The following is a 23,717-nucleotide window of genomic DNA, read 5'->3' as shown; positions in this document are numbered from 1 at the left end:
CCTTCCCTTTTAAAGTTTTGATTTTGTATTTACAAATTGGTTTTTTGGCTTAGATAATCCAAAATGCCCACGCAATGTAATTGCTTCATACTCTCTTTTAAACAAGCCTCTTTCTTGTAGAACCGGTACAATAAGATCAACGAAATCATTTAGTCCCTCAGGCAGGATTTGATTTCCTAATACAAACCCATCAGCTGCCCCTTCTATAAACCAGCGTTCCATTAAATCAGCAACTTCCTCCGGTGTACCGATAAAAATGTTCTCATCTTTAGGCGTCGTTATTCGAAAGGCCAATTCCCGCAATGTTAAATGCTCTTTCTTAGCAATTTGTTTAATTCGATCAGAAGTCGCTTGAAAACCATTTCGCCCTAAATCGCCTACGTCAGGGAACGGTCCGTCAAGCGGATATTGGCTAAAATCATGGTGGTCAAAATAGCGCCCTAAATAATCAAGTGCTGCTTGTTCATCTACTAACTCAGAGACTTCCTTAAATTTCGCTTCAGCCTCTTCTTTCGTCGCTCCCACAAAGGTCGAAATGGACGGAAAAATCAAGACGGTGTCTGGATCTCTTCCCTCTTTTTCCGCCCGTCTCTTCACATCTTGGTAAAAGTGCTTAGCTTCTTTTAAAGTTAAATGGCGAGTAAAGACGGCGTCTGCCTCCGCTGCTGCAAAGTTTCTTCCTGCTTCAGAGGAACCGGCTTGGAAAAGCAATGGGTAGCCTTGAGGCGGTCGTCCAATATTTAATGGACCTTCTACGCTATAAAATTCACCTTTATGGTTCAATTTGTGTAACTTCTCTTTATTAAAAAATTCCCCGGTTTGTTTATTCCGAATGAAAGAGTCTTCTTCCCAGGAATCCCAAAGTCCACGCGTGACTTGCAAATATTCTTTTGCCATCTTGTAACGCAAATCATGTTCTGGATGTGCACCTTTGTTATAATTGGCCGCTGATTTCTCAAGCGGGGAAGTCACAACATTCCACCCCGCTCTGCCACCACTCAAATGATCAACTGAAGCAAACTGGCGCGCGACAGTGTATGGTTCGCTGTAAGAGGTGGACAATGTAGCCACGACTCCTATATGTGAAGTTTCTCTGGCCAGTGCCGTGATAAGAGTGACCGGTTCAAATCGGTTAAGTAAATTCGGCCTTGTTTGTTCCGTAATATAAAGTCCATCTGCGATAAATAAAAAATCCAACTTCCCTTGTTCTGCTTTTTGCGCCAGTTGTTGATAATGGTCGATATTAATGCTCCCATCTGCTACAGCCCGTGGGTGCCGCCACGAAGATATATTTTGACCTGATCCATTTAACATTGTTCCAATTTTCATTTTTTTCTGCTTGCTCATAAGCTTGCACTCCTATCTTTAATGTAAACATGAGAACACCAAAAACCAACTAAAACGATGTGTTTTGTAATATTAACTTGTTATTCATGTTACTTTGCAAAGAAGGGCGCGTCAATAACTGCAATGATAGAAAAAACGTATCAGCCCACGACTTTCTTTATTGGTTCCATTGTTTTTTTATCAAATTCGTAAGCAATCTGTTAACGAGATCAAATCAAGCCAAAGATAAGTGATTGTGAATTCGTTCCTTTGCCGCAATATTTTCACTGACTGTGTTCCCCTATTCTCTAAAATAAAGCAAGAAAGGCAACAGCAATTGCCTTTCTGCTTTCACACTAGCTTTCAAGTCAGTGTCTGATATGTGCTAAATCGATTTGTCGGTTTTTTTAAGCCTAGATGGGACCGCAACGTATTACCCGTGTACTCTTTTCGAAAGAGGCCACGTTCTTGTAAAATGGGGACAACCTCGTTAATAAAATCTTCGAGTCCGCTTGGTAAAAGAGGCACTTGCAGCATAAACCCATCAGCAGCACCCTCTTTGAACCAACGTTCCAACGCGTCGGCCACCTGCGTTGGTGTACCAACAAATTCATCAACCCTAGCTGAATTCGTAAAGCGCTCATACAAATCACCAACACGTAAATCTTCCTCTTCAATAATTCGTTTCATTTCGTCAAATTGACTTTTGATGCCGTTTACTTCAGGAAACACGATTTCTTTTGCCGGAGTATCAAGCGAGTACTTCGAAAAATCGACATTGCCCATATACCCTGATAAAAAGCGGAGCCCCACTCTTGGAGGAACGAGCGCTTGAAGTTCCGCGTGTTTTCTTCGTGCTTCCTCTTCGGTAGCACCAATGATGGGAGCAACTGCATGCAAAACCACAAGCTCATTTTGTTCTCTTCCGAATTGCGCGAGTCGACTTTTTAACTGACGATAGAACATTTTTGCTGCTTTCAAATTGTCTTTATGGGAAAAGACAACCTCTGCAGTCCGCGCAGCCAGTTGCTGCCCTGCCTCTGACGAACCAGCTTGAATTATTACCGGTTGTCCTTGGCGAGATCGCGCAATATTTAAAGGGCCCTTCACTTGAAAATGGCGGCCTTGATGGTTTAGTTCATGGAGTTTGTCAGGATCGTAAAAGACTGCTTCTTTTTTATCAAACACAAATGCGTCATCTTCCCACGAATCCCATAACCCCTTTACGACATCAACAAATTCCTCTGCTCGCTCATATCTTTCACGATGGGAGAAATGTTCGGTGCGGCTAAAGTTGAGTCCCGTTTCCCCAGTCGCATCACCCGTTGTTACAACATTCCACCCTGCCCGTCCTCCAGAGAGCATATCAATTGATGCCACTTGTCTCGCCAAATTATATGGTTCTGTATAAGAAGTAGATGCAGTGGCGCCAAGTCCAATTGATGATGTCGCTTCAGCGAGTGCAGCGAGCAAAATAAATGGTTCAAACCGGTTAAGGATATTTGGGTGTGAATCCCCATTCACGGCAAGACTATCTGCTAAAAAAACCATATCAAATCTTCCCTGCTCGGCGATGTTCGCCAATTCTTGATAATAACGAGCATCAATACTGGCGCCAGGCTTTGCATCAGGATGGCGCCATGAGGCTACGTGCATCCCTGTTCCAATCAAGTAAGCAGCGAGCTTCATTTGCTTGCTCATCAATCACTCCCCCTCTCTCATTTCCTGATAAAACGCGATTGCTTCTAATGGCACGGACGTCGGCAAATAATTGCCCCCATACGTTTCATTGATAAAAGCAGCCGTTTCCTCACTTTGGTATAACTCAACAATTCGTGCAAAAGTCGGGTCGTCTTTTCGGTCTTCGAGTGTAGCAATCACATTAATATACGGTTCAGCCGTCTCGTCTTCATGAATGACCGCATCACTTAGCGACAATCCAGCCTCTACCGCTACGCCATTATTGATGATCGCAGCGTCTACGTCCTCCATCGCACGAGGAGTATTACCAGCATCAACGGCAATAATTTCAATCTTTTTTGGGTTGCTCTTTATTTTGTCTTCGCCGCCTAATCCATTAAAATCATCCGTTAACTCAATGACGCCTGCATCTTCTAACAAAGCAAGTGCACGCCCCCAGTTTGAACTGTCATTGGGCAAGGCAATTTTCCCATTGTCAGGAAGTTCATTGATCTCTGTAATTGTATTGGAATAAAGACCAAGCGGAGCGATAATGGTCGTGCCGATTGGTACGATGCTCTCGTCATGGTTTTCATTAAACGTTTTTAAATAGGCCAAATGCTGAAAGGCATTTAGATCAATATCGCCTTCTAGCAAGATTTGATTTGGATCAACCGAGCTGTTAAATTCCACCAATTCTAGTTGGATGCCTTCCTCTGCTGCTACCTCTTGCAAATATGCCCACGTGCGCTGTTCAGAGTTGCGAATTCCAACACGAATCTCGTCGTCCTCAGCACCAGAAGAAGAGGAGGATGTGCATCCCCCGGCAGTTAATAGTAACATTAGGCTTAAAGCAGCCGTCACCTTTCTACTTGTATTCAATGGCGCAACCTCCTTTCCAGCGTATTTCCTAGCATCTGCAACACTTGGACAATGATCACTAAAATAATGACAACCACAACAATTGTAATGGTACTGAAACGCTGGTAGCCGTAAGTAAGAGCTAGATTCCCAAGACCTCCGCTACCGATCGCACCAGCCATTGCAGTTGCTCCAACGAGGCCAATCGTTCCAATCGTAATGCTCAGCACAATAGACGGAAACGCCTCTGGTAACAAGAAACGCATAATAATTTGAAGTGGATGGGCTCCCATTGAACGAGCTGCCTCAATGATACCCGGCTTTACTTCTAGAAGGGAATTTTCGATTAAGCGCGACATATACGGGCCAATGTGCAATACAAGAGGAACAATCGCCGCTTGTGTACCAATCGATGTTCCCACTAATAGACGGGTAAAAGGAATGATGGCAATGAGTAAGATGATAAACGGGATCGAGCGCATAATATTAACAACAGGATTAAGAATGGAATAAATGAAACGATTTTCAAGGATATGACCTTGTCGAGTCACAACCAACAGTACCCCAAGAGGCACAGCAATTAACGAGCCGAAAAGTAAAGAAACGCCTACCATATATAGCGTTTCAATAAGAGCTTCCCACAGCATATCTGTTCCAACTTCCATTAAATCACCTCCTGTACTGCTGCATTTTGATCAGCAATATACCGCTCTGCCCGGCGAATTTCAGTTGGTGTACCTTTTAACTCAACAAACAAATGGCCAAATGGCACACCTTGCAGTTCAAACACATTCCCAAACTTGACATAGGATTCTACAGCAAACTGTTTGCTGACTTGCGAAAGCAGGTTTTGACCTGAAGCTTCTCCTAAAATTTCCATCTTTATTAGCTTTGACATCTCATCTGATTGCTCTGCTGCAAGCAAATTTGGCGGAAATTCATCACGGAGCACTGACTGTACAAACTCCCGGCCAGCCTTCGATTTTGGTCGTGAGAAAAGGTTCAACAAGCTATCTGTTTCAACAATGCGGCCATCTTCCATGACCGCAACTCGGTTGCATGTTTGCTTAATGACTTTCATTTCGTGCGTAATTAAAAGAATGGTAATGTTGTATTCTTTGTTTACACGTTTTAATAAATCTAGAATTGATGAGGTTGTCTTCGGATCGAGCGCCGATGTCGCCTCATCGCATAGCAAGATATGCGGCCTTGCCGCAAGTGCCCTTGCAATGGCAACACGTTGTTTTTGACCTCCGGAAAGCTGGCTAGGGTAACTCGAACGTTTATCACTTAACCCTACAAAGGCTAATTGTTCGTCAACTCTTTGAATCAGTTCATCTTTTGGTGTTCGAGCAAGTTTCAATGGCATTGCGACGTTGTCAAAGACGTTTTTAGAATCAAGCAAATTAAAGTGTTGAAAAATCATCCCGATTTTCCGCTGTACGCGGCGCACTTCTTTTGCAGACAACTTTGTAAGAACCTTCCCATCAACAATTACATCACCTGCTGTAGGCCGTTCAAGCATATTCACTGTCCGCAACAACGTGCTCTTTCCCGCTCCACTATGACCAATAACACCAAAGATGTCTCCCTTTTCAATGTTCAAATGAATCTCACTAAGAGCTTTCAATGTCCCACTTTTCTGCGGAAATGTCTTTTCAATCCCACGAAACTCGATCACATCCCATTCCTCCCTTAAAACGCAGGTACAACTGCACCCTTGTAAGTTTCTTCAATAAATGCTTTGACTTTATCCGTCTGGAGCGCTTCGGATAAGGCTATAATCTCATCGCTCTTTGCTTTTTCCGGCGTTGTCACAAGAATATTGACGTACGGGGAATCGGCCCCTTCAATGATGAGTGCGTCTTTTAAAGGCTCTAAACCTGTTTCAAGTGCATAGTTCGTATTAATAGCGACAAGATCGGCATCGTTTAGTGCCTGTGGCAAGAGAGGACCGTCAATCGCTTTAAATTCAAGTCGAAGCTCATTCTCTTCAATGCTTTGCACCGAATAATTGCCGTCATTTCCATCGCTTAAACCAATCAGGCCATTTGCTTCAAGTAGTTCAAGTGCCCGTGATAGATTAACAGGATCGTTCGGAATCGCTACAGCTGCCCCTTCTTCGACCTCGGCGATTGCCTCATATACGTTTGAATAAAAGCCAAACGGTTCGATATGAATCCCCGCCACATCGACTAAATCAAGCCCAGCATCTTGATTTACTTGATTTAAATAAGGAGTGTGTTGAAAAAAGTTTGCGTCCAAATCGCCATCAGCAGTTTGCTGGTTCGTCTGAATACCATCTGTGCTATGCTGGATGTCAAGTTTAATTCCTTGTTCTGCTAAATCATTTGCGATAAATTCAAGCAACTCTGCATGTGGCGTTGACGCTGCCCCGATTTTCACCGTCTTATCTTGCTCATTGCCTTCTGAACCGCTCTCTTCTCCTGCACATGCAGCGAGCAATCCTAAAAGTAGAACCACACTGCTTAATAATAGTTTTTTCGTCATGTCTTTCCTCCTCGATGTTAAGCGCTTGTCGTTTTCTCTGTAAACAGCACACTTTGCTTAATTAACTGAAGGGAGTGTAATCTTGCATCATAGTTCGCGGTCGGTGTATGCACAATTAGTTCATCTACCCCTTCCTCTTGCACGAATGGAGCCAACTTCTCCTCAATGACAGCTTGCGTCCCGTAGATTGTGCCCGATTCGATTTTTTCAATGTGATACACATTGCCACTTGTTTCACCATACAGAATTGCATCTTCCTCATTATGAACAGTAATCGTTTGCTGTCCATTCACTGTAACTCGGTAGCAGTACGGTGAGGTGAGCAACGCTTTCGCTTCTTCGTCCGTGTCTGCAGCGATGACTCCAACTGCGACAGAAAAGGATTTCTTTTGCTCATCCCCTACAAAATGAGCTTGATATACAGCAATCGCACGTTTGAATTCTTCGAAATCACTTGATACAAAGTAAGCAAAAACAAACGGGACACCTGAAGTGCCTGCTACAGCAGCGCTTTTTGCACTACTTCCTAATAAATAAACCGGAACGGCTTTTTCAGTACGAGGCAGAACGAATGGTTCTTTTTCATCATGTGATTTCTCAAGAAATTGCAGCAGCTCTGTGAACTTTTTTATAAAAGGCTCTTTTTCTTTACCTCTCTGCAACGCTTCCGTGTGCGCCGGCAAACCTCCAGGAGATTTGCCAATTCCCAAATCGACTCTCCCTTGTTCGAGCGAGGCCAGGACTTGAAACGTTTCAGCTATTTTGTAAGGTGAGTAATGCTGGATGAGCACTCCACCTGATGCAATTCGAATTCTTTTTGTTTTCGCAAGCAAATAAGGAATAAGAACTTCAGGTGCTGAGCCTGCAAGATCATTAAATCCATGATGTTCAGACAACCAATAGCGATGAAATCCGGCTCGATCAGCGTATTGTGCCAGTCGAACCGTATTTTTGAAAGCTTTGGCGGCTCCTTCTTTCCCTTCAATTGGGCTTTGGTCCAATATACTGATTTTCATTATCCTAACCTCCTCATACTACATAATACTTATGCACTTTGTTGGAATTAATGTTCTAAATAATAGCACTACTCCAATTGGGCCGCAACTACTCATTGATAGATTATTTCTATCAATAGATGTTTAAATCAATATTACATTTAAAACAAAGAATATGATGCCCGCTGCTTATTTATGGAAAGCCTTTATATTGAAAACAACTTTGATTTGATCGATCAGGCCAATACAGATCTTGAAAAAGAAGGAATGGATTTTGAAGTAGGTGAACTAGCAGAAGAAGCTGCTTAATTTGCAGAAAAGGAAGGAAAAACCAAGCTGGCGTTAAAGTATATGAAAGAGAGTTGAAAGATCGTTCAAAATTTCAGATCTTAAATTAAAGAAGGGCAAGAATAGTGTCTGAGTAAAGTTGTATTTATATTCTAATATTACCAAGAAACATCACCATTTTCGTACGGGTGCATTTGTTGTAAACCGGTTTCAGAAAGGAACCTTTCTTCTAATTGTAGCAACCGTTTTCCTATCCCATGATTTATGTTTGCATGGAATTAGGAGTGGTTGCTATTTTTTTTCATACCAATGTTGTTCATCAAGCTTTTGTAAATATTCATTTGCTTCTTCCAATAAGCTAATATCTTTTTGCTCTATTGCTTGTCTTGTCAATTCTAAGCTTTCTTCAAGGGAGTGTTGTATCTCGCTTGAAACGTCAAATTCTTTTGCCAATCGAATTGTACTTTCTCTTAAGCCCCAAAATGAACTTGGACAGCTCTAGCTAAAATATTTATACTGAATATATCAAAGGAGCTGACATCATGAAACGAACCAAACATCCCCAAGAATTTAAGGTTCAAGTATGTAAAGAAGCCATTGAAACGGGGAATGCAGCTTTAGTTGCACGCCGATATGAACTTAGCTCTACCATGGTGAATAGATGGGTTAAAGAATACAAAGAAGGTAAATTTGACAATGCTACGTTAACCATTGAAACAAGTCCAATTGAAACAAAAAAACTGTCACAAGAGAATGATCAATTAAAAAAATTATTGGGCGAAAAAGACCTAGAAATCGCCATCCTTCGTGATTTGATAAAAAAGAAAAACCCTCACTTACTGAAAAACTTGAAATAGCCGACAAATGGATTGAAAGAGGCTATGTCAAACAGAAGGTGCTTAAGATCATTGGTATTCCTCGCTCCACCTATTACTATCAAAAAAAGGGCAAGGTTGAGGAAAAACAAATAAGTGAGGGACGCCCTGCACCAGGTTACTCCATCCTTGAGAACGGTAATAAAGCTTCAGATGAACAAATAAAAGAATGGCTTTTGAAAGCTATTGCAGGCGATGGATACGCCTATGGATATCGTAAACTGACGAACATGATTCGACGGCAATATGGACTTATTATAAATAAGAAAAAAGTATACCGACTGTGTAAGGAACTTGACATTTTAAAACCACAGCGAAAAAAGAAGGTGTCTTATCCAAGAAAACTAGCAAGAAACCGAATCATTACAGAATCCAATCAGCTTTGGGAAACGGATATCAAATACGGTTATATCAAAGGAGAAGATCGATTTTTCTTTATCCTTTCCTATATTGATGTATATGATCGCTCTATTATTGACTATCATATCGGTCTTAGCTGCAGTGGCGACGAGGCCAAACAGACCTTACAACGAGCGCTACTAAAGAGACAACAGTTCGATCAGGAAAAGAAACCGATCATCCGATCGGATAATGGACCTCCGTTTATTTCCCATGTCTTCGAACAGGGATGTGAAAGCTTTCAGGTGGAACACGAAAGGATTCCTCCAAAAACGCCAAATATGAATGCCCATATTGAATCTTTTCACCGAATCCTGGAGGAAGACTGCCTAGCCCGATTTCAATTTGAAACATATGGAGAAGCGTATAAAGAAGTTTCAGCGTTTATGAGATTCTACAATGATCGAAGGATGCATTCTTGTCTTCTTGATCTTTCACCAACAGAGTTTTACGAAATGAGTAAGGCACAACCTATGAAAATCAAGGAAATTCGTGTCTAGGGCCGACTAGGTCTGAGCACGGCTTTATATGGAGGGGCGGGCATGATACCCTTGTTCGGTGCAGACAAGCCTTTTAAAAGCTAGTGTCTTGGCAGCGGAATTATGCCCGCAGAGGCTCCATGTCAAGCCACTTGGCTGTTTAACAAATATGTAAAGGAGATCCAAACAGCAAGAAAGTAAGATCATCAGAGAATAAGTGAGCTTATGTCCAAAATTCGGGGGTTAATCCGGGACTTATTCGTCTGACGTTGGTAATGTCCATCACAAGGCTGTACACCAGCAGTTTTGTAATACTTATTATTAAGCTCTTGTTGAATCGTGCGGATAGTCTGACTTCCATTTCGAGTAAGTCGGTAAGCATCCATTGTCAAAAAAGCTTTAAAAATATACGCGTATACCTTACCGTCTCGATTAGGTAATCCTGCATCGGTCTGTAGTTGTTGCACAGCTGCCTTGGTTTTGGGACCAAAAAATCCGTTAAAACCACCAGGATCGTAACCTTTACAATAACATGCCCCTTGCAATATCCTTACGATCCTTTGACCTTTTTCATCCGTTGGAACTGACCCTTCTTCCATTTCCCCCCATGCTATATACCGAGATTCTGTTGTAGGGCCAAAGTTATTTACTGGATTAGCAATACCTAGTTCTATTTGTAAAGCTCTTGTTAGTGCATAAACAGTAGACCAACCGGTTCTCCCATTTTCTTCAATTTCTTCACCATATCCTGTTCGGTTACGATATGTGTTGTTTACCCATTGTTGAACTATTTTTACTGCCGGATCACTCAATATGCTCACTCCTTAATTTTATATTCTTCCTCATAGTACATTTTAAATAAATTGAAATCGCACATAGTTTGTACATAAATCCCTTATCCAATAGACCCAATATGTGCTGAATACTACAAAATTAACGAGAATAAACAATAGCACCTAGATCCCCTTAACCTCAGCATTATTTGAAATTGATATTACTTCATTCATTACACGTGGAAGAAAAACACCCTCTTCCGTAACAACCATCGCCTTCGGTCACTCCCCCAAGCATAATGTTTGCGCTCTCGCTTAAAAAGGTACAAACTAATAGCAACACTTTTGAAAGGATGGTTCCAATGGATGCAGTCGGTTATGATATGTTAAACCAACAATTTATAAGCGCGTTAGAGTCACTTGCCTTTGCCACGCCTAGCGATGAGCAGGAGATGGCTGCGGCAGTCTTGCGCCTCATTAAGCACAAACCTGAAGCCATCCATGTCATTGACAACGACTATAAGGAAGCGGCCATCATGGAGCACTGGACAAACTCCATGTGCAAAAAAGAATGTACGTCTGTTTAAGCTTTTTTTGAGTCACAATATAGAGATCGGTTATCGACTTTTAGCGAAGCCCCTTTGATAAGGAAGCTTCGCTTTTATTGTTTCTTACCGCGCCTTTTATCGTCCTCTCCAGCAAAAAACGTATTGGCTCAATTTGGCGTCCTACATCTGTTTGAAAGAAATTTCTCTGGCAAAACGATTTATAGTAAAATGGAGTCATTCGGAAGAGGAGGCGTATCCATTGATTACGGTTGTTGGCAGTATAAACATTGATCTTGTCGTCCATACGGGCACCATGCCTGTCTTAGGGGAAACAGTGCTTGGCGGCGAGTTTCAAACGAATCCAGGAGGAAAAGGGGCCAATCAAGCAGTTGCTGCGGCGAGGCTTGGTGCTGACGTGACGATGATAGGCAAAGTCGGCAGTGACCCGTACGGAAAGCTCGTCACAGGCAACTTACAAAACGAACAAATTAACACGGATTACATAGAGGTTGAGAAGGACGGACATACAGGCGTAGCCATGATTACGGTCACAAACAACGACAATGCGATTGTTGTCGCACCTGGAGCCAATTTCAGTTGGAAGCCCGAGGATGCCGCCCAATACCGTGATGTGTTCAAACAGACAAACGTCCTCGTGCTTCAACTTGAAGTGCCGCTCCCTTTTATCGAGAAAATCGCTAAAATAGGCAAGGAAGAACGATGCATCGTCATTCTAAATCCTGCCCCCGCACAGCCGTTGCCGTCATCGTTGCTTGATCTCGTTGATTATATCACTCCAAATGAAACAGAGTGCCAGACGATTTTTAAGCAATCGGTTGAACAAGCGGTCCAGAGATATCCAAACAAGTTGCTTGTAACAGAAGGAAAAAAAGGCGCTGCCTACCACGACGGCCAACAGCTCGTTCAAGTGAACGGATTCCCAGCAAACGTCGTCGATACCACCGGAGCAGGCGATACATTCAATGGCGCTCTTGCTGCAGCTTTGGCTTCTGGCCAGCAATTAACCGAAGCGGTGACGTTCGCTAATGCCGCTGCTTCGCTATCAGTAGAACAGGCAGGCGCACAGGCAGGGATGCCGTCAAAACAACAAGTGTTGGTCCGTCTAGGCTTATCATAAACAAGAGGCTCTTTCCTAAAGGGAAGGGCCTTCAGTCGTCTTTTGCTTGGGGTTTTGAAGAATATGGAGTTGTGGCCGACTCGCCAATCGTACAGCAACAAAACGCCTATAGGGACTTCTCACTCGCTCTCTCAATCAACACAGTGAATAACCGTGCCATCGCTGCATCGTTTGCTGCTAATTCTTCTGGATGCCATTGGACGCCAAGGACATAGGGCATTCCTGCTTTGCCTTCTACTGCCTCAATGACACCATCAGCGGCCGATGCGACCTGCTTTAATGGTGGAGCAAGCCTGCCGATTGCCTGGTGATGCAAACTGTTCACCCTTATCTCTTCGGAGCCGATCACCTGATGCAACAGGCTATCTTTCACAATCTGAATACGGTGAGTCACATCTGTGCGGCCTGCTTCTTGGTAGTGTTTGCAAGCATTTGGCAGGGCTGTTTCAATGTCTTGCATTAAGCTTCCTCCTAAAGCAACGTTCAAGACGCCAATGCCTCTGCAAATCGCAAAAATCGGCTTTTTCTGCTGCAAAGCTTGTTTGACTAGTGCAATTTCTACTTCATCACGTTGTTTAAATGTTTTTTGCAGTTTCGGTGAAGGTTCAGCCTTATATAAATATGGATCTACATCTTCGCCGCTACTTAAGATCAAGCCATCGCATGCTTTTATCCAATCAGAAGCGAGCTCGACGTTCCCTACAGGGAGCACGATCGGCACACCTCCAGCGTTCATGACGGCTTCGACGACCTTCTCAGCGAGGTCTACACTTGGAATTTGATTATGAAGGGCAATTGTGCTCGTAATTCCTATTACTGGTTTAGCCATCGCAAGCATCCTCTCTTTCTATTGCTTGCTGTTAGTGTTGCTTGTCCGTCTGGAAAACATACCTTGCCATGCACTTTCGTCCTAACACCGTGGTCCTAGAAGCGCCGCCTCTTCCTGGACATTGCTAAAAATGGTTTGTACTCTTCCTCCGCATAATTATTCAAATCATTCAGTAAAAAAAGCCGAAAAGTCTTGACGATTTCCCAATAAATCGCTGATAATAAACGAACAAGCTTCATTCGAACAAACGATCAACACGCTATTCTGTTTTGGTAAGTGGCTTCATTTTTTATTACGACTGTTGCTGTCACTCGTTTTTTTATGTAAAACGACTGAACGTAATTGAACAAATTTTCAATGAAAGGTGATAAAAGATGACCGTTGCTGTTTCCCCTGAGAAAGCAGGAGCCACAATTGCCGAGTGGTACAGTTGCATCATTGCCCGTTCCGTGGAACAAGCTTCACAATTAAAGGCAAAAGTTGACGCCATGTTTAAGCAGATCGAAAAAAATGAACGTTTGCTCGCCTATTATGCACTCGTCAACTTTCGCTACCGTCTTATGTGCAAACAAGCTAGCCAAGGCGGCGCTGACGACGAAATGTTGAAGAGGGCCGGGATGGTAGCTGAGGAATCAGTGGACCATCTATTGAAGTATTTATATTATTTTTCATGCGGACAAAACGAATTTGTCAATGAACGCTATCGCTCTGCCATTCGCTTATTCCGCAAAGCTGAACGCTTGCTCGAATATGTGGAAAACAGAGAAGAAGAAGCTGAATTTCATTACTATATGGGCCTCTCCCTTTATCGGATCAGCCAGTACCCATTTGCTGGTTCTTATATTGAAGAAGCACTCGTCGAATTTAACCGTTTAGGAAACAAGGAACGTTCCATTCATTGCCAAACGATCCTTGGGGGCATTTATTCGGAAACCAAGCAATACGATAAGGCGGTTCTGATTCTTAATGAAGCGCTCGCCGCAGCTCATCCATACCCTTTTTCCAAAATGGCGGTCCTTCGCGCTTTGGGCCTGAACGCCCTTAGGTACCACCATTACGAACAAGCTCGGCAATGGTTTGAAAAAACATTGTCTTACCATGAATTCCAGCATACCCTTATCGGCGTCAAAAACACGTACAATTTAGCCAATACATTGTATCGTTTGAATTTGCCCCAACACGCCGCGCCTTATTTGAAAAAGGCGGCGATCGGGGCAGAGTTTTATCGAAATAAAGAATACAAAGCACGATGTTTAGCGACTAGAGGATTATATGCAGAAGGCAACTATGCACTGATTGACAAAGCAATTGAGCAGTTAGATACGGAAGGCTTTGACTTTGAAGTGGACGAGCTTGCAGAAGAAGCAGCGACTTATTTTGAACAAGCCGGACATACAACATTGGCGTTAAAATACTTAAAAATTGCCTACCACGCTAAGCAAAACTTGTTTAAATTAGGCGCAGGCCAATAACCATTGCTCTTCTAGCGCAGGCCGCCAATGGCCAGGCAAAACTAAACACTCGGCTAAGCAGGGGAGCAACCAATTAAAGCGGCTCCCGCAGGAGGTGCCGCCTTCTCTCTTGCTTTTCTATTTGCCGCAAAACTGCTTAGGCGACATGCCGGTATATTTTTTAAACACTTGGCTGAAATACTTATAGTCGCTAAAACCGGTTTTTTCGGCGACTTCATAGATAAGCAGCTTTTCGTCTTGAAGCAAGCTAATTGCCTTAGTAAGGCGGTAGCGTGTGACTAATTCATTAAAGCTGTACCCTGTTTTTTCCTTTAACTTGTCATTCAAGCTGACTGTGGAAAGGCCAATTTCATTGCTTGCTGCTTTTAACGTTACTTTTTCATGGTAGTGTTTTTTTATAAAGTCCATAATTTCGGCGACATAGGTTGAATGGCTGCCTCTCCCCAAGTCGAGAAGATGGCTATACACTTTTGTTTGTTTTGTTAAATGATCGTTGCTTTTTTGTGCCTGCAATTTTTGCACAAGCTTTTGCAAGGTAGCCTCCAATTCATGCATATCAACTGGTTTTAGCAAATAATCATGGACGCCAATCGTGATCGCCTGCTTGGCGTAATCGAACTCGCCAAAACCAGATAAAATAATGGCTTCAAAGGAATGGTCGGCTTTTGCTTCTTTTAACATGGCCAGACCGTCTTTAAACGGCATGCGGATGTCTGTAATAATAATGTCCGGTTTTGTTTGTTTAATGAGGTTCAGCCCTTCTGCCCCATCCTCAGCGGCACCGACGACCGTACAGTCGTTACTTAGCCAGTCCACGCGGTAGAGCAGCCCTTTTAACAGGATCGGTTCATCTTCCACGATTGCCACTTTTAGCATGTTGTCACCCCTCATATGGAATGTGCATACGGACGGTTGTCCCCTCTCCTTTTTCCGGCGCTGAAGCAATGTCAATCCCGTATCGTTGCCCGTAAAGCAGTTGAATCATTTGGTGTGTATTTTTTAAACCGGTATGCGCCGTCTCTTTCATTTCTCCTGCCATAATCGCTTTGATTTTCGCCACTTTTCCAGGCGTCATGCCGAGCCCATTGTCCTCTACCACAAATGTGAGGACCCCGTTTTCCCAATAGGCGCTTACATCAACGTTTAAACAGCGGATACCGTCAATATTGTGCTTAATGGCATTTTCAATCAATGGTTGGAGCAGCAGTTTCGGCACACGGGCACGGCCTAGCTCTGGTTCAATCGCAATCGTGTAATCGAGCCTCTTGCCATAGCGCATTTTTTGCAAAGCAAAATAGTCTTGCAAGTAGGCGATATCTTCTTCCAACAAAACGGTCGTGTCGCCAAAATGAGCGTTGTAGCGCATCAATTTCGCTGTTTTGACAATCATCTCCGCTGCGCTCTCTGGGTTAGCCAATGTTTCATATTTAATCATTTCTAATACATTGTAAAGAAAGTGGGGATTAAATTTTGCCTCTAAATGTTTAATTTCACTTAAGCGTTTTTTCTCAAGAATTTCTTCGTTTTTATCAACAAGTGCTTGAATTTCATGGACTTTATTCGTGTATTCCTCGTAAATCGTCTGCACTTCTGCAAAGACATGGTCTGTTTGTTGAAAATGAAGATGGTTATTCTTTGAAGAAATCCGCGCGACTAGCGCATCAAAAGGTTCAAGCGTCTTTTTTAAAATTTTTGGAGTAACCAGCCAAACAACAGCCAACATGACAAAGCTTGAAACGACCATCGCCAAGAGGCCATACAACAACAGGAGCTGATACGTTTTAACCGATGTGAGCGTGATCACTTGAATCGGCTGACCAGCGACTTCTGTTTTCGTCACATAAAAAGGGTTGCCGTCATACTGGACAAGGAATCCATCGGTTGGAATCGTTAATTTTCCAAGGGCGCCAATTCCGATTGTATGGCTATAAAAAACGGCATTATAAAATGAATCGGTGACAAATACAATTTGCTCACTAGCCGACTGGAGGGTATGTTCAAGCAAGAACAGCAAATAACCTGTACGCCCTTCCCCTTCTTCAACCGCAGCGGCAAACACGTAAGCGCCTCCTTGGCCAGCGTTAAACGCTCGTTTATTGACATACTCCCCTGTAAATGGATGTTCCTCTGCTTTTTGCATTTGTTCCCGCAAGACCGGGCTTTGCTGCAATTGTTCCTTCTGCCCTTCATACAAGCTTGTCGCGACAATTTCCGCTTCGCTATCCAACAAGACAAAGTCTGACTGAAACGTTTGCGCATTACGGAAGTCGTAAAGCAATTGATTCACTTCGCCGCTTTTTCCTTCGCCACGTAAAAACGCTCTAATTTGTTCATCGGCTACTAAACGGGCCATTCCCTCTTTATAGTGGGCAAACTCAGCTTCGACCTCTTTAGCCACTCGTTCATTTGTCGCTTGGCTCGGTCGCACAATCGATACATTGAATAAAAAAAGCAAAGACAATAGATATACACATAAAATCGCGGAAATAATGACGATGGCGTTCGTTAAAAACGACCGTTGAATATCATCTTTCATCCGTCTGCGTTCCATCGCGGTCAACCCCACTATGATGATAGGACAACGAGGGGCTGCCTTTTACAAGCAGCCCTTAGACTGTAGACAAACGCTCGCATACTTCGTCGTTTGCCTCACTCATTCGCTCATGAACCCCCGTTCTATTCGCATCTTCCCTCGGCTGCACTTCTCGTCTGACAAGCGTTTTCTATCAGTCTAAGTACGGTTGAGACAAACGCTCTCCTCGGCTGGCAAGCGTTTTCTCCTAGCCTGAGCGTTCTTCTGCAGATTACACGTTCATTTCTTTTTTGCCTGTCAACTTAAAAAAGAGAAACAGCGACAAAATTGACGTTACCGTTAAAATCGCCGAATAAGCAGAGGCATTGCCGAAGTTTCCACGGATTACTTCCGTATAAATCGAAACGGCGAGCGTTTGTGTATTGGTTGAATACAAAATGATCGACGCGCTCAACTCACCAAGGATCGTCATCCAACTCATAATAGCGCCCGCCAACACGCCAGGCATCATCATTGGCACGACTACCCGAAAAAATGTCCGCCTTTCGGAAGCGCCAAGACTGATGGCCGCTTCTTCCATGCTCGGGCTAATTTGGCTAACAATCGCCGTGCTGGAACGAACCGTATAAGGCATACGCCGGATCACAAAGGCTAGCACCATAATCAAGCTCGTTCCCGTTAAATACAGAGGTGCTTCGCCAAAAGCGAATATGAGCGCCATTGCTAACACAGAACCAGGGATGACAAAAGGAAGCATGGACACCGTATCAAGCAACGATGTTACTTTATTTCGTTTGCGCACCGTTAAATACGCAATCAATATCCCGAGAATGACAATGACCACGATCGCGATCAAGCCTAACTGGTACGTATTTAAAATCATCGACAAATCGCGGTTAAACAAGATGTTCTCATAATTTTGCAACGAGAACTTTCCTGTATACACTTGGCCGCCGATCGTTTCCAAAAAGGAAGTGTAGACGACAACGAGCTGCGGCAAAATCGCCAATAGTGTGACCCCATAAACAGCCACATGGCTAAGCAAATTTTTCATGCCTGTGCTTTTCTTTGTTTCCATTGGCCGCAGGGCCGACATTGAATACGAGTATTGCCGTGCAATCACTCGCTGCACGAGAAACAAAGCAATCGTCACGATAATAAAGATCGACGCAAGTGCTGCCGCAAAGCCTGCATCGCCGCCGACTTCACTCATAAACTGCGTATAAATCAAAACAGGAATCGTCCTGTACCCTTCGCCAATCAACATCGGTGTGCCAAAATCAGCGATTACGCGCATAAAGACAAGGAGCGAGCTGGCCAGAATCGTCGGTGCAATCAGCGGAACGACAATTTTAACGACGCGCTGCACCCCAGAATAGCCAAGGCTTTCCGCTGCCTCGATCAATGAATTGTCAAGGTTCTTCAATGCCCCAGAAATATAAATGAAAATAAGCGGGAATGATTGTAATGTTAGTACAAGTACAATTCCGGCAAAACCATAAATGCCATCAAACTGAAGTTGAAAAGTATCATTGATCCATTTTGTAATAACGCCGCTTCGGCCGAGTAGCTGAATCCACGCATAGGCGCCAATAAACGGTGGCGAGATATACGAGACAATAATGAGAATTTGGACAATGCCACTTCCGAAAATTTTCACTCGCCGCAACATATAAGCAAGAGGCAGACCGATCAAAACAGCCAAGAGCGTCGCTACTACAGTCACTTTGATGCTATTCCACAGTGTCACCCAATAAAACTTCCGTTCAAAAAAGAGCGAGAAATGTTCAAGCGTGAAACGCCCCACTTCCCCATTATAAATGCTCTTATTCAAGACTAACACAACCGGAAACAAAATGAATAAAGCAAAGAATAGCACAATTGACAGCGTGATCCAATTCCAGCCATTGAACGCTTTAGGCCGCATGTCACTCACCTGCCTTCATGAGCGTTTGTTCATTCGCCACATCAAACAAGTTAATTAAGTGCGGCTTCACCTTTACATAAATATTCGTTCCCTCTGGAATAATCGCTTTGTCTTCGATATGTTGCACCACTTCCACTCGCTCTCCAGTCGTAAGGGTGACGAGATAATGAGTATTGATCCCTAAAAACATCGTGCTTTCGACAACGCCAGCGATGGCACTTGCTTCTTGCGTAATCGTAAATTCCTGTGGACGGACAGATACCAGCACTTCCTGCCCATTTTCAACCGTTTCTACAACGTTCTCAAGCTTTTCTTTGTATTCGCCATTAAAGACGATGAACGTATCAGTGCCTTGCTTTTCAACCTTCGCTTTAATCACATTGGAAGTGCCAATAAACTGGGCAACAAACAAATTCGACGGACGCAAATAAATTTGTTCAGGTTTGCCAATTTGTTGGATCACCCCTTTATTCATGACAGCAATCCGGTCAGAAATCGCCAGCGCCTCTTCTTGGTCATGGGTTACATAAACGGTCGTTATTTCCACTTCTTGCTGAATTTCTTTAATCGCATTTCTCATTTCAATCCGCAGTTTCGCATCCAAGTTCGAAAGCGGCTCATCCATTAGCAAAACATTCGGATTAATGACAAGCGCCCGGGCAAGTGCAACCCGTTGTTGTTGGCCCCCTGAAAGCTTATCTGGCTTTTTGCTATGGTGGTCTTGAATGTGAACGACCTTCATTATATGATCAATCTTGCTTTGCATTTGCGCCTTGCTTTCCTTAAGTGTCTTCAACCCAAAAGCGATGTTCTCTGCCACTGTCATATGGGGAAAAATCGCATAGTTTTGAAACACCATCCCCATTTTCCGCTTGCTGACAGGAACATCATTGATGCGCTGGCCATCGACTTTAATCGCACCGCCATCCACAGAATTAAAACCGATAATCATCCGCAAGAGCGTTGTTTTCCCACAACCAGACGGACCTAATAACGTAAACAATTCGCCTGGCTCAATCTTGAGCGACAACCCATCAATAACTGTATGCTCATCGTACATTTTGACCACATTGTCAATATCAATTGCTACACCCATCTTACTGCCTCCTTCCATTCACAATCAGGCATGCCAGCCGGACAAGCAAGCATGCCAATGCCCTTAATCCATTGAACCTTCAAGCACTTCGACATAACGAGCGGTAATGTCATCCATGTTCTCGATAATAAACATCTCGTCATACTCATCAAACAGCTTGATTTCCTCTTGTGGTGTCATGTAGTCAGCCACCTCTACCCCTTCACGGAGCGGCCGAACCGTCAACTCCTGCCCCGTACGGCTTTGCACTTCTTCCGATAACACATAGTCAACAAATTTTTTGGCATTCTCTAGATTTTTTGTGCCCTTAATAATTTGGATCGACTGTCCTGGGTAGACAACCCCTTCAGTTGGAAACACGACTTCAACCGCTGCTCCGCTTTGCTTGTAATGGACAACAGGATCTTCCCATGTCAATCCAACAACATATTCACCGTCGGCCACGCCTTTATGCACTTGGCCGGAGCTGCCTTGCACTTTGCCATCCAAATTGGCTACAAACGCTTTGACAAACTCCCAAGCCTGATCCGACATCGGATCGCCGTCCCCCGCAGCGTAAAGCATTGCAATTAACGACTGGAACGCCGAACTTGAATTGACAGGGTCGCCAAAGGCAATTCGCCCTTTCAACTCTGGATTCAACAAATCCTGGAAACTTTCAATTTTCATATCGCCCGCTAAATCGGTATTGACAATAAACACCGTCGGATCAGAAAAGGCAGGCGAAAAATAACCAGTTGTGTTTTTAAACCCTTCCATCATATATTCATCTTCCGGCGACACATACTCCTCAAACAAATCGGTTTTATCATAAAGCATCGTGATATCGGCCGCCCACAACACATCGCCTTGCGGGTTATTGCGCTCCGACTCGACCCGGGTAATCGCTTCCCCTGTGCCAGCCGAAATCATTTGCACGCGAATGCCCGTTTCCTTCTCGAATTGGGGAATCACCGCTTCATTCAAACTCTCACTACGCGTTGTATACACGACCAATGTGTTATCGCCGCTGCTTCCATTCCCGCCGCAGCCCGTTGCCGCAACAGCCAAACCGACCACTACACCGAATTTTTTAAGCGCTTTCAAAACAATCCCTCCTTTTGCTATTCCTTATGTTAAAGCAGACTCAACCACACGTTAATCCTAAAATCGCAAAAAAACATCCGAAATTCAGAAACGATTTTTATCAAGAGAGGAACGGACATGAGGGAAATGGTGCTGAGTTATGCGACTGCATGGGGGGTGTTTGAAAGGATAAAGTATCGACAGTGGCTGGGTGTAACGATTTGATGCCAAACTGCATGGGGGAAATACGCTTTAAAAACCTTGTTATATTGTTATAAATGTTGAAATGTTCTCTCTAAGGAATCTATAAGAAGAAAATAAAAATCCGCAACGAAATAATTGCGGAAAAAGATCATCTACTATTTTTTTATGTTTCAGAAGGGTATTACCTAATTTTCCCACAAGAATTTTTAAACCGGCTTCCTTCTAAGCGTTCGAATCGCCACTTCATGATCGCCTAAAATCTCCCGTACTGATTTTTGATCTTCAGATAACTGACTCACTTGGTCACTCAAATTCTCGATATTTGTCTTAATATTCTTTACACTTCGATTTGTTTCAAGCACCGCTTGCTTAATTATGAGCTGATCTTCTTTTAATTCCTTGATATCTTGTACCATGGCCAGGTAGTGCTCTTTTTGGTCTTTTAGTTCCTCTGTGATTCCGGCAGTATAATTTTTTTGTTCTTTTAAGTCTTTTGCGAAGGCTGCATTATGGGCTTTTTGCTCTTTTAAATCTTTTGCGACCGCAGCATTATACGCTTTTTGTTCTTTTAAATCTTTTGCAACTACAGCATTATGCGCTTTTTGTTCTTTTAAATCTTTTGCAACTACAGCATTATGCGCTTTTTGCTCTTTCAACCCCAATTCCAGGTCAGTTACCTTCTGTAACAAGAGCTCTAACATTTCTTTCTCTTCCATTGTTTACTCCTCCCTTAATTGGAATTTACTTTCTAGTTTTGTGTTTTAATACGTGTATTTATAGGTGTGATGCACTTGTTGGTCTAGTAAGAGAAACGTATTTTGCACTCGAATTGAGCAGGGAAAGACTTGTTGCAGCAAGCGGTGGGGCTTGTCTTAGTTTATGCGACGCACTCACATAGAGTGCGACACATAGATGATTTGCAGCATGTTCGCTATATCGTTATTTCAATCCACGCACCCACAAAGAGTGCGACAAAATCTCAGTGGAGGCGACCTATGCAAAATAACCATTTCAATCCACGCACTCACATAGAGTGCGACCTTCTGCAAGTGGCGCAAGTCGCCGCCATTTTCGAATTTCAATCCACGCACTCACATAGAGTGCGACTAGAAGCAACTGTGAAAATCATTGAACTCGAAGAATTTCAATCCACGCACTCACATAGAGTGCGACTTAATTGCTCGTTAAACGACCTAATGGACATCGTTATTTCAATCCACGCACTCACATAGAGTGCGACGTGGTCACGCACTGGTGGGTGTGCAGTGATCTTTATTTCAATCCACGCACTCACAAAGAGTGCGACAAAGAATTCATCGAACGCATAACTGATTTGTATATTATTTCAATCCACGCACTCACAAAGAGTGCGACGCGATAGTAATGGAAAACGTAATTAATAAGCTAAAGATTTCAATCCACGCACTCACAAAGAGTGCGACCCCACCTGTCGTGGAGAGGATTATATGTCTGAGATTTCAATCCACGCACTCACAAAGAGTGCGACTTGTGATTTATTGGTCCTTGACGATATAGGGGCTATTTCAATCCACGCACTCACAAAGAGTGCGACGGGCTGTGCCTAAGTTCAAAGAGCGGCGCCCGAAATTTCAATCCACGCACTCACAAAGAGTGCGACATCAGCAATTCAAAAACTAAAAGCATATGGATTTATTTCAATCCACGCACTCACAAAGAGTGCGACATAGACAACCCTTTTATCGGCGCGGACTATATTACGATTTCAATCCACGCACTCACAAAGAGTGCGACAGCGAATTTCACCCATTTTCCGGAAATATACAACCGAAAACGAATGGTTCCCCTTCTAATTCTTATCATAGCACACCCAACAAGGTCACATTATTACATTTTTGTACATAGAAACTCATATTCGAGGCTGTTTTTGGTGCGGGTGATCTAGGGATTTTATGTGCGCTTAAGGTTCGCACTAGAGAAAAGTGAGCATCGGCGAATGCTTATTGAAGAAATCGAGAATCGTTTGCCTTTAAGGATCGTTCCACCGTATTGTATTCTGTAATACTAAGGGTTCTATCTAACACCACCGCCGTTTTTACAATAAGAGACACACGATTTGTCCATGTGTTAGGATGTTGGTAACGCTTGCTTTTTTAATGAGGGCATCCTAAACATTGATTATATAGATGGGAAGGGGGCATTTTTTATGACGGCGTATGCTCAATCGCCTGAGGAGATAAGAGAATCGTTTCTTCTTGTACTGAATCTGATGTTGTTCCTATATATTTGTTTATTTATCCTTTGGCTTATTGCTCATTTAATAGTGGCCGCTGCTTTATCGAGAATGGCCAAGAATGCCCATATCCGTCACCCTTGGCTAAGCTGGATACCGATTGCTCAGTTTTGGATTGTCGGTGAATTGATTTCAGGGAAACTACGAGGAAATGGGGGCATAAAGGTCTTACTCATTGGGTGTGTCACCATTGTCTTTCGCTTTCTTCCCTTCCATCAATTATACATCCATTTATTAGTTAAAATCCCAGAGCCCATCTATCGGTTCGTGTCGATTACTTTATGGGTTCTGCTTATCTACATCGTATACCGCCTTTACGAGGCCTATGCAAAAAAAGCATGGATACATACTGTCTTATCGATTATTCCTTTCTATGCACCGATCGCTTTGTTTGTACTTCGGAATAGGGAAAGACGTTACTAACCGTATGTAAATACCCGTTGGAA

21 protein-coding genes and 1 CRISPR repeat array are annotated in these 23,717 nt (G+C 43.3%); of the genes, 5 read left to right on the top strand and 16 right to left on the bottom strand.

All coding sequences use genetic code 11. From position 1 onward, the window contains the following. Positions 1–9 precede the first annotated feature (9 nt). The 8 genes from BC8716_RS09165 to BC8716_RS22295 form a co-directional block, all read right to left on the bottom strand. Complete coding sequence (locus tag BC8716_RS09165) at positions 10–1,347, bottom strand: LLM class flavin-dependent oxidoreductase (protein WP_094425050.1); 1,338 nt, start codon at positions 1,345–1,347, stop codon at positions 10–12. Positions 1,348–1,689: 342 nt separating this feature from the next. Next, positions 1,690–3,027 carry an LLM class flavin-dependent oxidoreductase gene (locus BC8716_RS09160; RefSeq protein ID WP_094425048.1) on the bottom strand — a complete coding sequence of 446 codons (1,338 nt, stop codon included), beginning with the start codon at positions 3,025–3,027 and terminating at the stop codon, positions 1,690–1,692. Between the two features lie 3 nt (positions 3,028–3,030). Beyond that, positions 3,031–3,888 (bottom strand): MetQ/NlpA family ABC transporter substrate-binding protein, encoded by an 858-nt coding sequence (locus BC8716_RS09155; RefSeq protein ID WP_257007350.1) that lies wholly within the window; start codon positions 3,886–3,888, stop codon positions 3,031–3,033. Next, positions 3,885–4,532, bottom strand: a complete 648-nt coding sequence (locus BC8716_RS09150; RefSeq protein ID WP_094425046.1) for a methionine ABC transporter permease — start codon at positions 4,530–4,532, stop codon at positions 3,885–3,887. The genes BC8716_RS09155 and BC8716_RS09150 overlap by 4 nt, the downstream gene beginning before the upstream one ends. Beyond that, positions 4,532–5,548 carry a methionine ABC transporter ATP-binding protein gene (locus BC8716_RS09145; protein ID WP_094425044.1) on the bottom strand — a complete coding sequence of 339 codons (1,017 nt, stop codon included), beginning with the start codon at positions 5,546–5,548 and terminating at the stop codon, positions 4,532–4,534. The genes BC8716_RS09150 and BC8716_RS09145 overlap by 1 nt, the downstream gene beginning before the upstream one ends. Before the next feature lie 14 nt (positions 5,549–5,562). Further along, the gene (locus BC8716_RS09140) at positions 5,563–6,378 is read right to left on the bottom strand and encodes a MetQ/NlpA family ABC transporter substrate-binding protein (RefSeq protein WP_094425041.1); all 816 of its coding nucleotides are present in this window, start codon (positions 6,376–6,378) and stop codon (positions 5,563–5,565) included. 17 nt (positions 6,379–6,395) lie between these two features. Further along, complete coding sequence (locus BC8716_RS09135; protein ID WP_094425039.1) at positions 6,396–7,394, bottom strand: MsnO8 family LLM class oxidoreductase; 999 nt, start codon at positions 7,392–7,394, stop codon at positions 6,396–6,398. A 558-nt stretch (positions 7,395–7,952) separates the two neighbouring features. Beyond that, entirely contained in the window at positions 7,953–8,114 is a 162-nt protein-coding gene (locus BC8716_RS22295; RefSeq protein ID WP_157730386.1) for a hypothetical protein, read from the bottom strand. An 89-nt stretch (positions 8,115–8,203) separates the two neighbouring features. On the opposite strand from BC8716_RS22295, the gene BC8716_RS09130 reads away from it, so the two are divergent. Next, positions 8,204–9,435 (top strand): IS3 family transposase gene (locus BC8716_RS09130; protein ID WP_094425037.1). Its coding sequence is split into 2 segments (ribosomal slippage): positions 8,204–8,495 and positions 8,495–9,435, totalling 1,233 coding nucleotides; the frame shifts between segments, so codons are not numbered across the junction. A 185-nt stretch (positions 9,436–9,620) separates the two neighbouring features. Here the strand turns inward: BC8716_RS09130 and BC8716_RS09125 are convergent. Further along, entirely contained in the window at positions 9,621–10,226 is a 606-nt protein-coding gene (locus tag BC8716_RS09125) for a peptidoglycan-binding domain-containing protein (RefSeq protein ID WP_257007349.1), read from the bottom strand. Positions 10,227–10,549: 323 nt separating this feature from the next. Between BC8716_RS09125 and BC8716_RS09120 the strand changes: the two genes are divergently transcribed. Continuing rightward, on the top strand, positions 10,550–10,774 hold the full coding sequence (locus BC8716_RS09120) for a hypothetical protein (protein WP_094425033.1): 225 nt from the start codon (positions 10,550–10,552) through the stop codon (positions 10,772–10,774). 220 nt (positions 10,775–10,994) lie between these two features. Beyond that, positions 10,995–11,873 carry a ribokinase gene (gene rbsK / locus BC8716_RS09115; RefSeq protein WP_094425031.1) on the top strand — a complete coding sequence of 293 codons (879 nt, stop codon included), beginning with the start codon at positions 10,995–10,997 and terminating at the stop codon, positions 11,871–11,873. Positions 11,874–11,979: 106 nt separating this feature from the next. Here the strand turns inward: rbsK and BC8716_RS09110 are convergent, their stop codons facing one another. Continuing rightward, positions 11,980–12,702 (bottom strand): gamma-glutamyl-gamma-aminobutyrate hydrolase family protein, encoded by a 723-nt coding sequence (locus BC8716_RS09110; protein ID WP_094425029.1) that lies wholly within the window; start codon positions 12,700–12,702, stop codon positions 11,980–11,982. 374 nt (positions 12,703–13,076) lie between these two features. On the opposite strand from BC8716_RS09110, the gene BC8716_RS09105 reads away from it, so the two are divergent. Then, a complete protein-coding gene (locus BC8716_RS09105; RefSeq protein ID WP_094425027.1) occupies positions 13,077–14,174 on the top strand; it encodes a response regulator aspartate phosphatase in 1,098 nt (365 codons plus the stop codon). Positions 14,175–14,291: 117 nt separating this feature from the next. Here the strand turns inward: BC8716_RS09105 and BC8716_RS09100 are convergent, their stop codons facing one another. The 6 genes from BC8716_RS09100 to BC8716_RS09075 form a co-directional block, all read right to left on the bottom strand. Then, positions 14,292–15,050, bottom strand: a complete 759-nt coding sequence (locus BC8716_RS09100) for a response regulator transcription factor (protein WP_011248484.1) — start codon at positions 15,048–15,050, stop codon at positions 14,292–14,294. 4 nt (positions 15,051–15,054) lie between these two features. Then, complete coding sequence (locus BC8716_RS09095; RefSeq protein ID WP_094425025.1) at positions 15,055–16,725, bottom strand: sensor histidine kinase; 1,671 nt, start codon at positions 16,723–16,725, stop codon at positions 15,055–15,057. A 253-nt stretch (positions 16,726–16,978) separates the two neighbouring features. Continuing rightward, the gene (locus BC8716_RS09090) at positions 16,979–18,634 is read right to left on the bottom strand and encodes an ABC transporter permease (RefSeq protein WP_094425023.1); all 1,656 of its coding nucleotides are present in this window, start codon (positions 18,632–18,634) and stop codon (positions 16,979–16,981) included. A gap of 1 nt (position 18,635) precedes the next feature. Next, complete coding sequence (locus tag BC8716_RS09085; RefSeq protein WP_094425021.1) at positions 18,636–19,730, bottom strand: ABC transporter ATP-binding protein; 1,095 nt, start codon at positions 19,728–19,730, stop codon at positions 18,636–18,638. A gap of 63 nt (positions 19,731–19,793) precedes the next feature. Next, positions 19,794–20,816 (bottom strand): extracellular solute-binding protein, encoded by a 1,023-nt coding sequence (locus tag BC8716_RS09080; RefSeq protein ID WP_094425019.1) that lies wholly within the window; start codon positions 20,814–20,816, stop codon positions 19,794–19,796. Positions 20,817–21,205: 389 nt separating this feature from the next. Then, positions 21,206–21,715: a hypothetical protein gene (locus BC8716_RS09075; RefSeq protein ID WP_094425017.1), complete on the bottom strand. Its 510-nt coding sequence runs from the start codon at positions 21,713–21,715 to the stop codon at positions 21,206–21,208. Positions 21,716–21,873: 158 nt separating this feature from the next. Further along, positions 21,874–22,772: direct repeats of the CRISPR family, unit length 32 nt; unit sequence ATTTCAATCCACGCACTCACAAAGAGTGCGAC. A 412-nt stretch (positions 22,773–23,184) separates the two neighbouring features. Between BC8716_RS09075 and BC8716_RS09070 the strand changes: the two genes are divergently transcribed. Beyond that, positions 23,185–23,694, top strand: a complete 510-nt coding sequence (locus tag BC8716_RS09070; RefSeq protein WP_094425015.1) for a hypothetical protein — start codon at positions 23,185–23,187, stop codon at positions 23,692–23,694. The last annotated feature ends 23 nt before the right edge of the window (positions 23,695–23,717 follow it).

The organism is Shouchella clausii (assembly GCF_002250115.1).
Classification (GTDB): Bacteria; Bacillota; Bacilli; order Bacillales; family Bacillaceae_D; genus Shouchella; species Shouchella clausii.
Note: the sequence above shows the minus strand (reverse complement) of the source record. Positions and strands in the feature narration are given on the sequence as shown.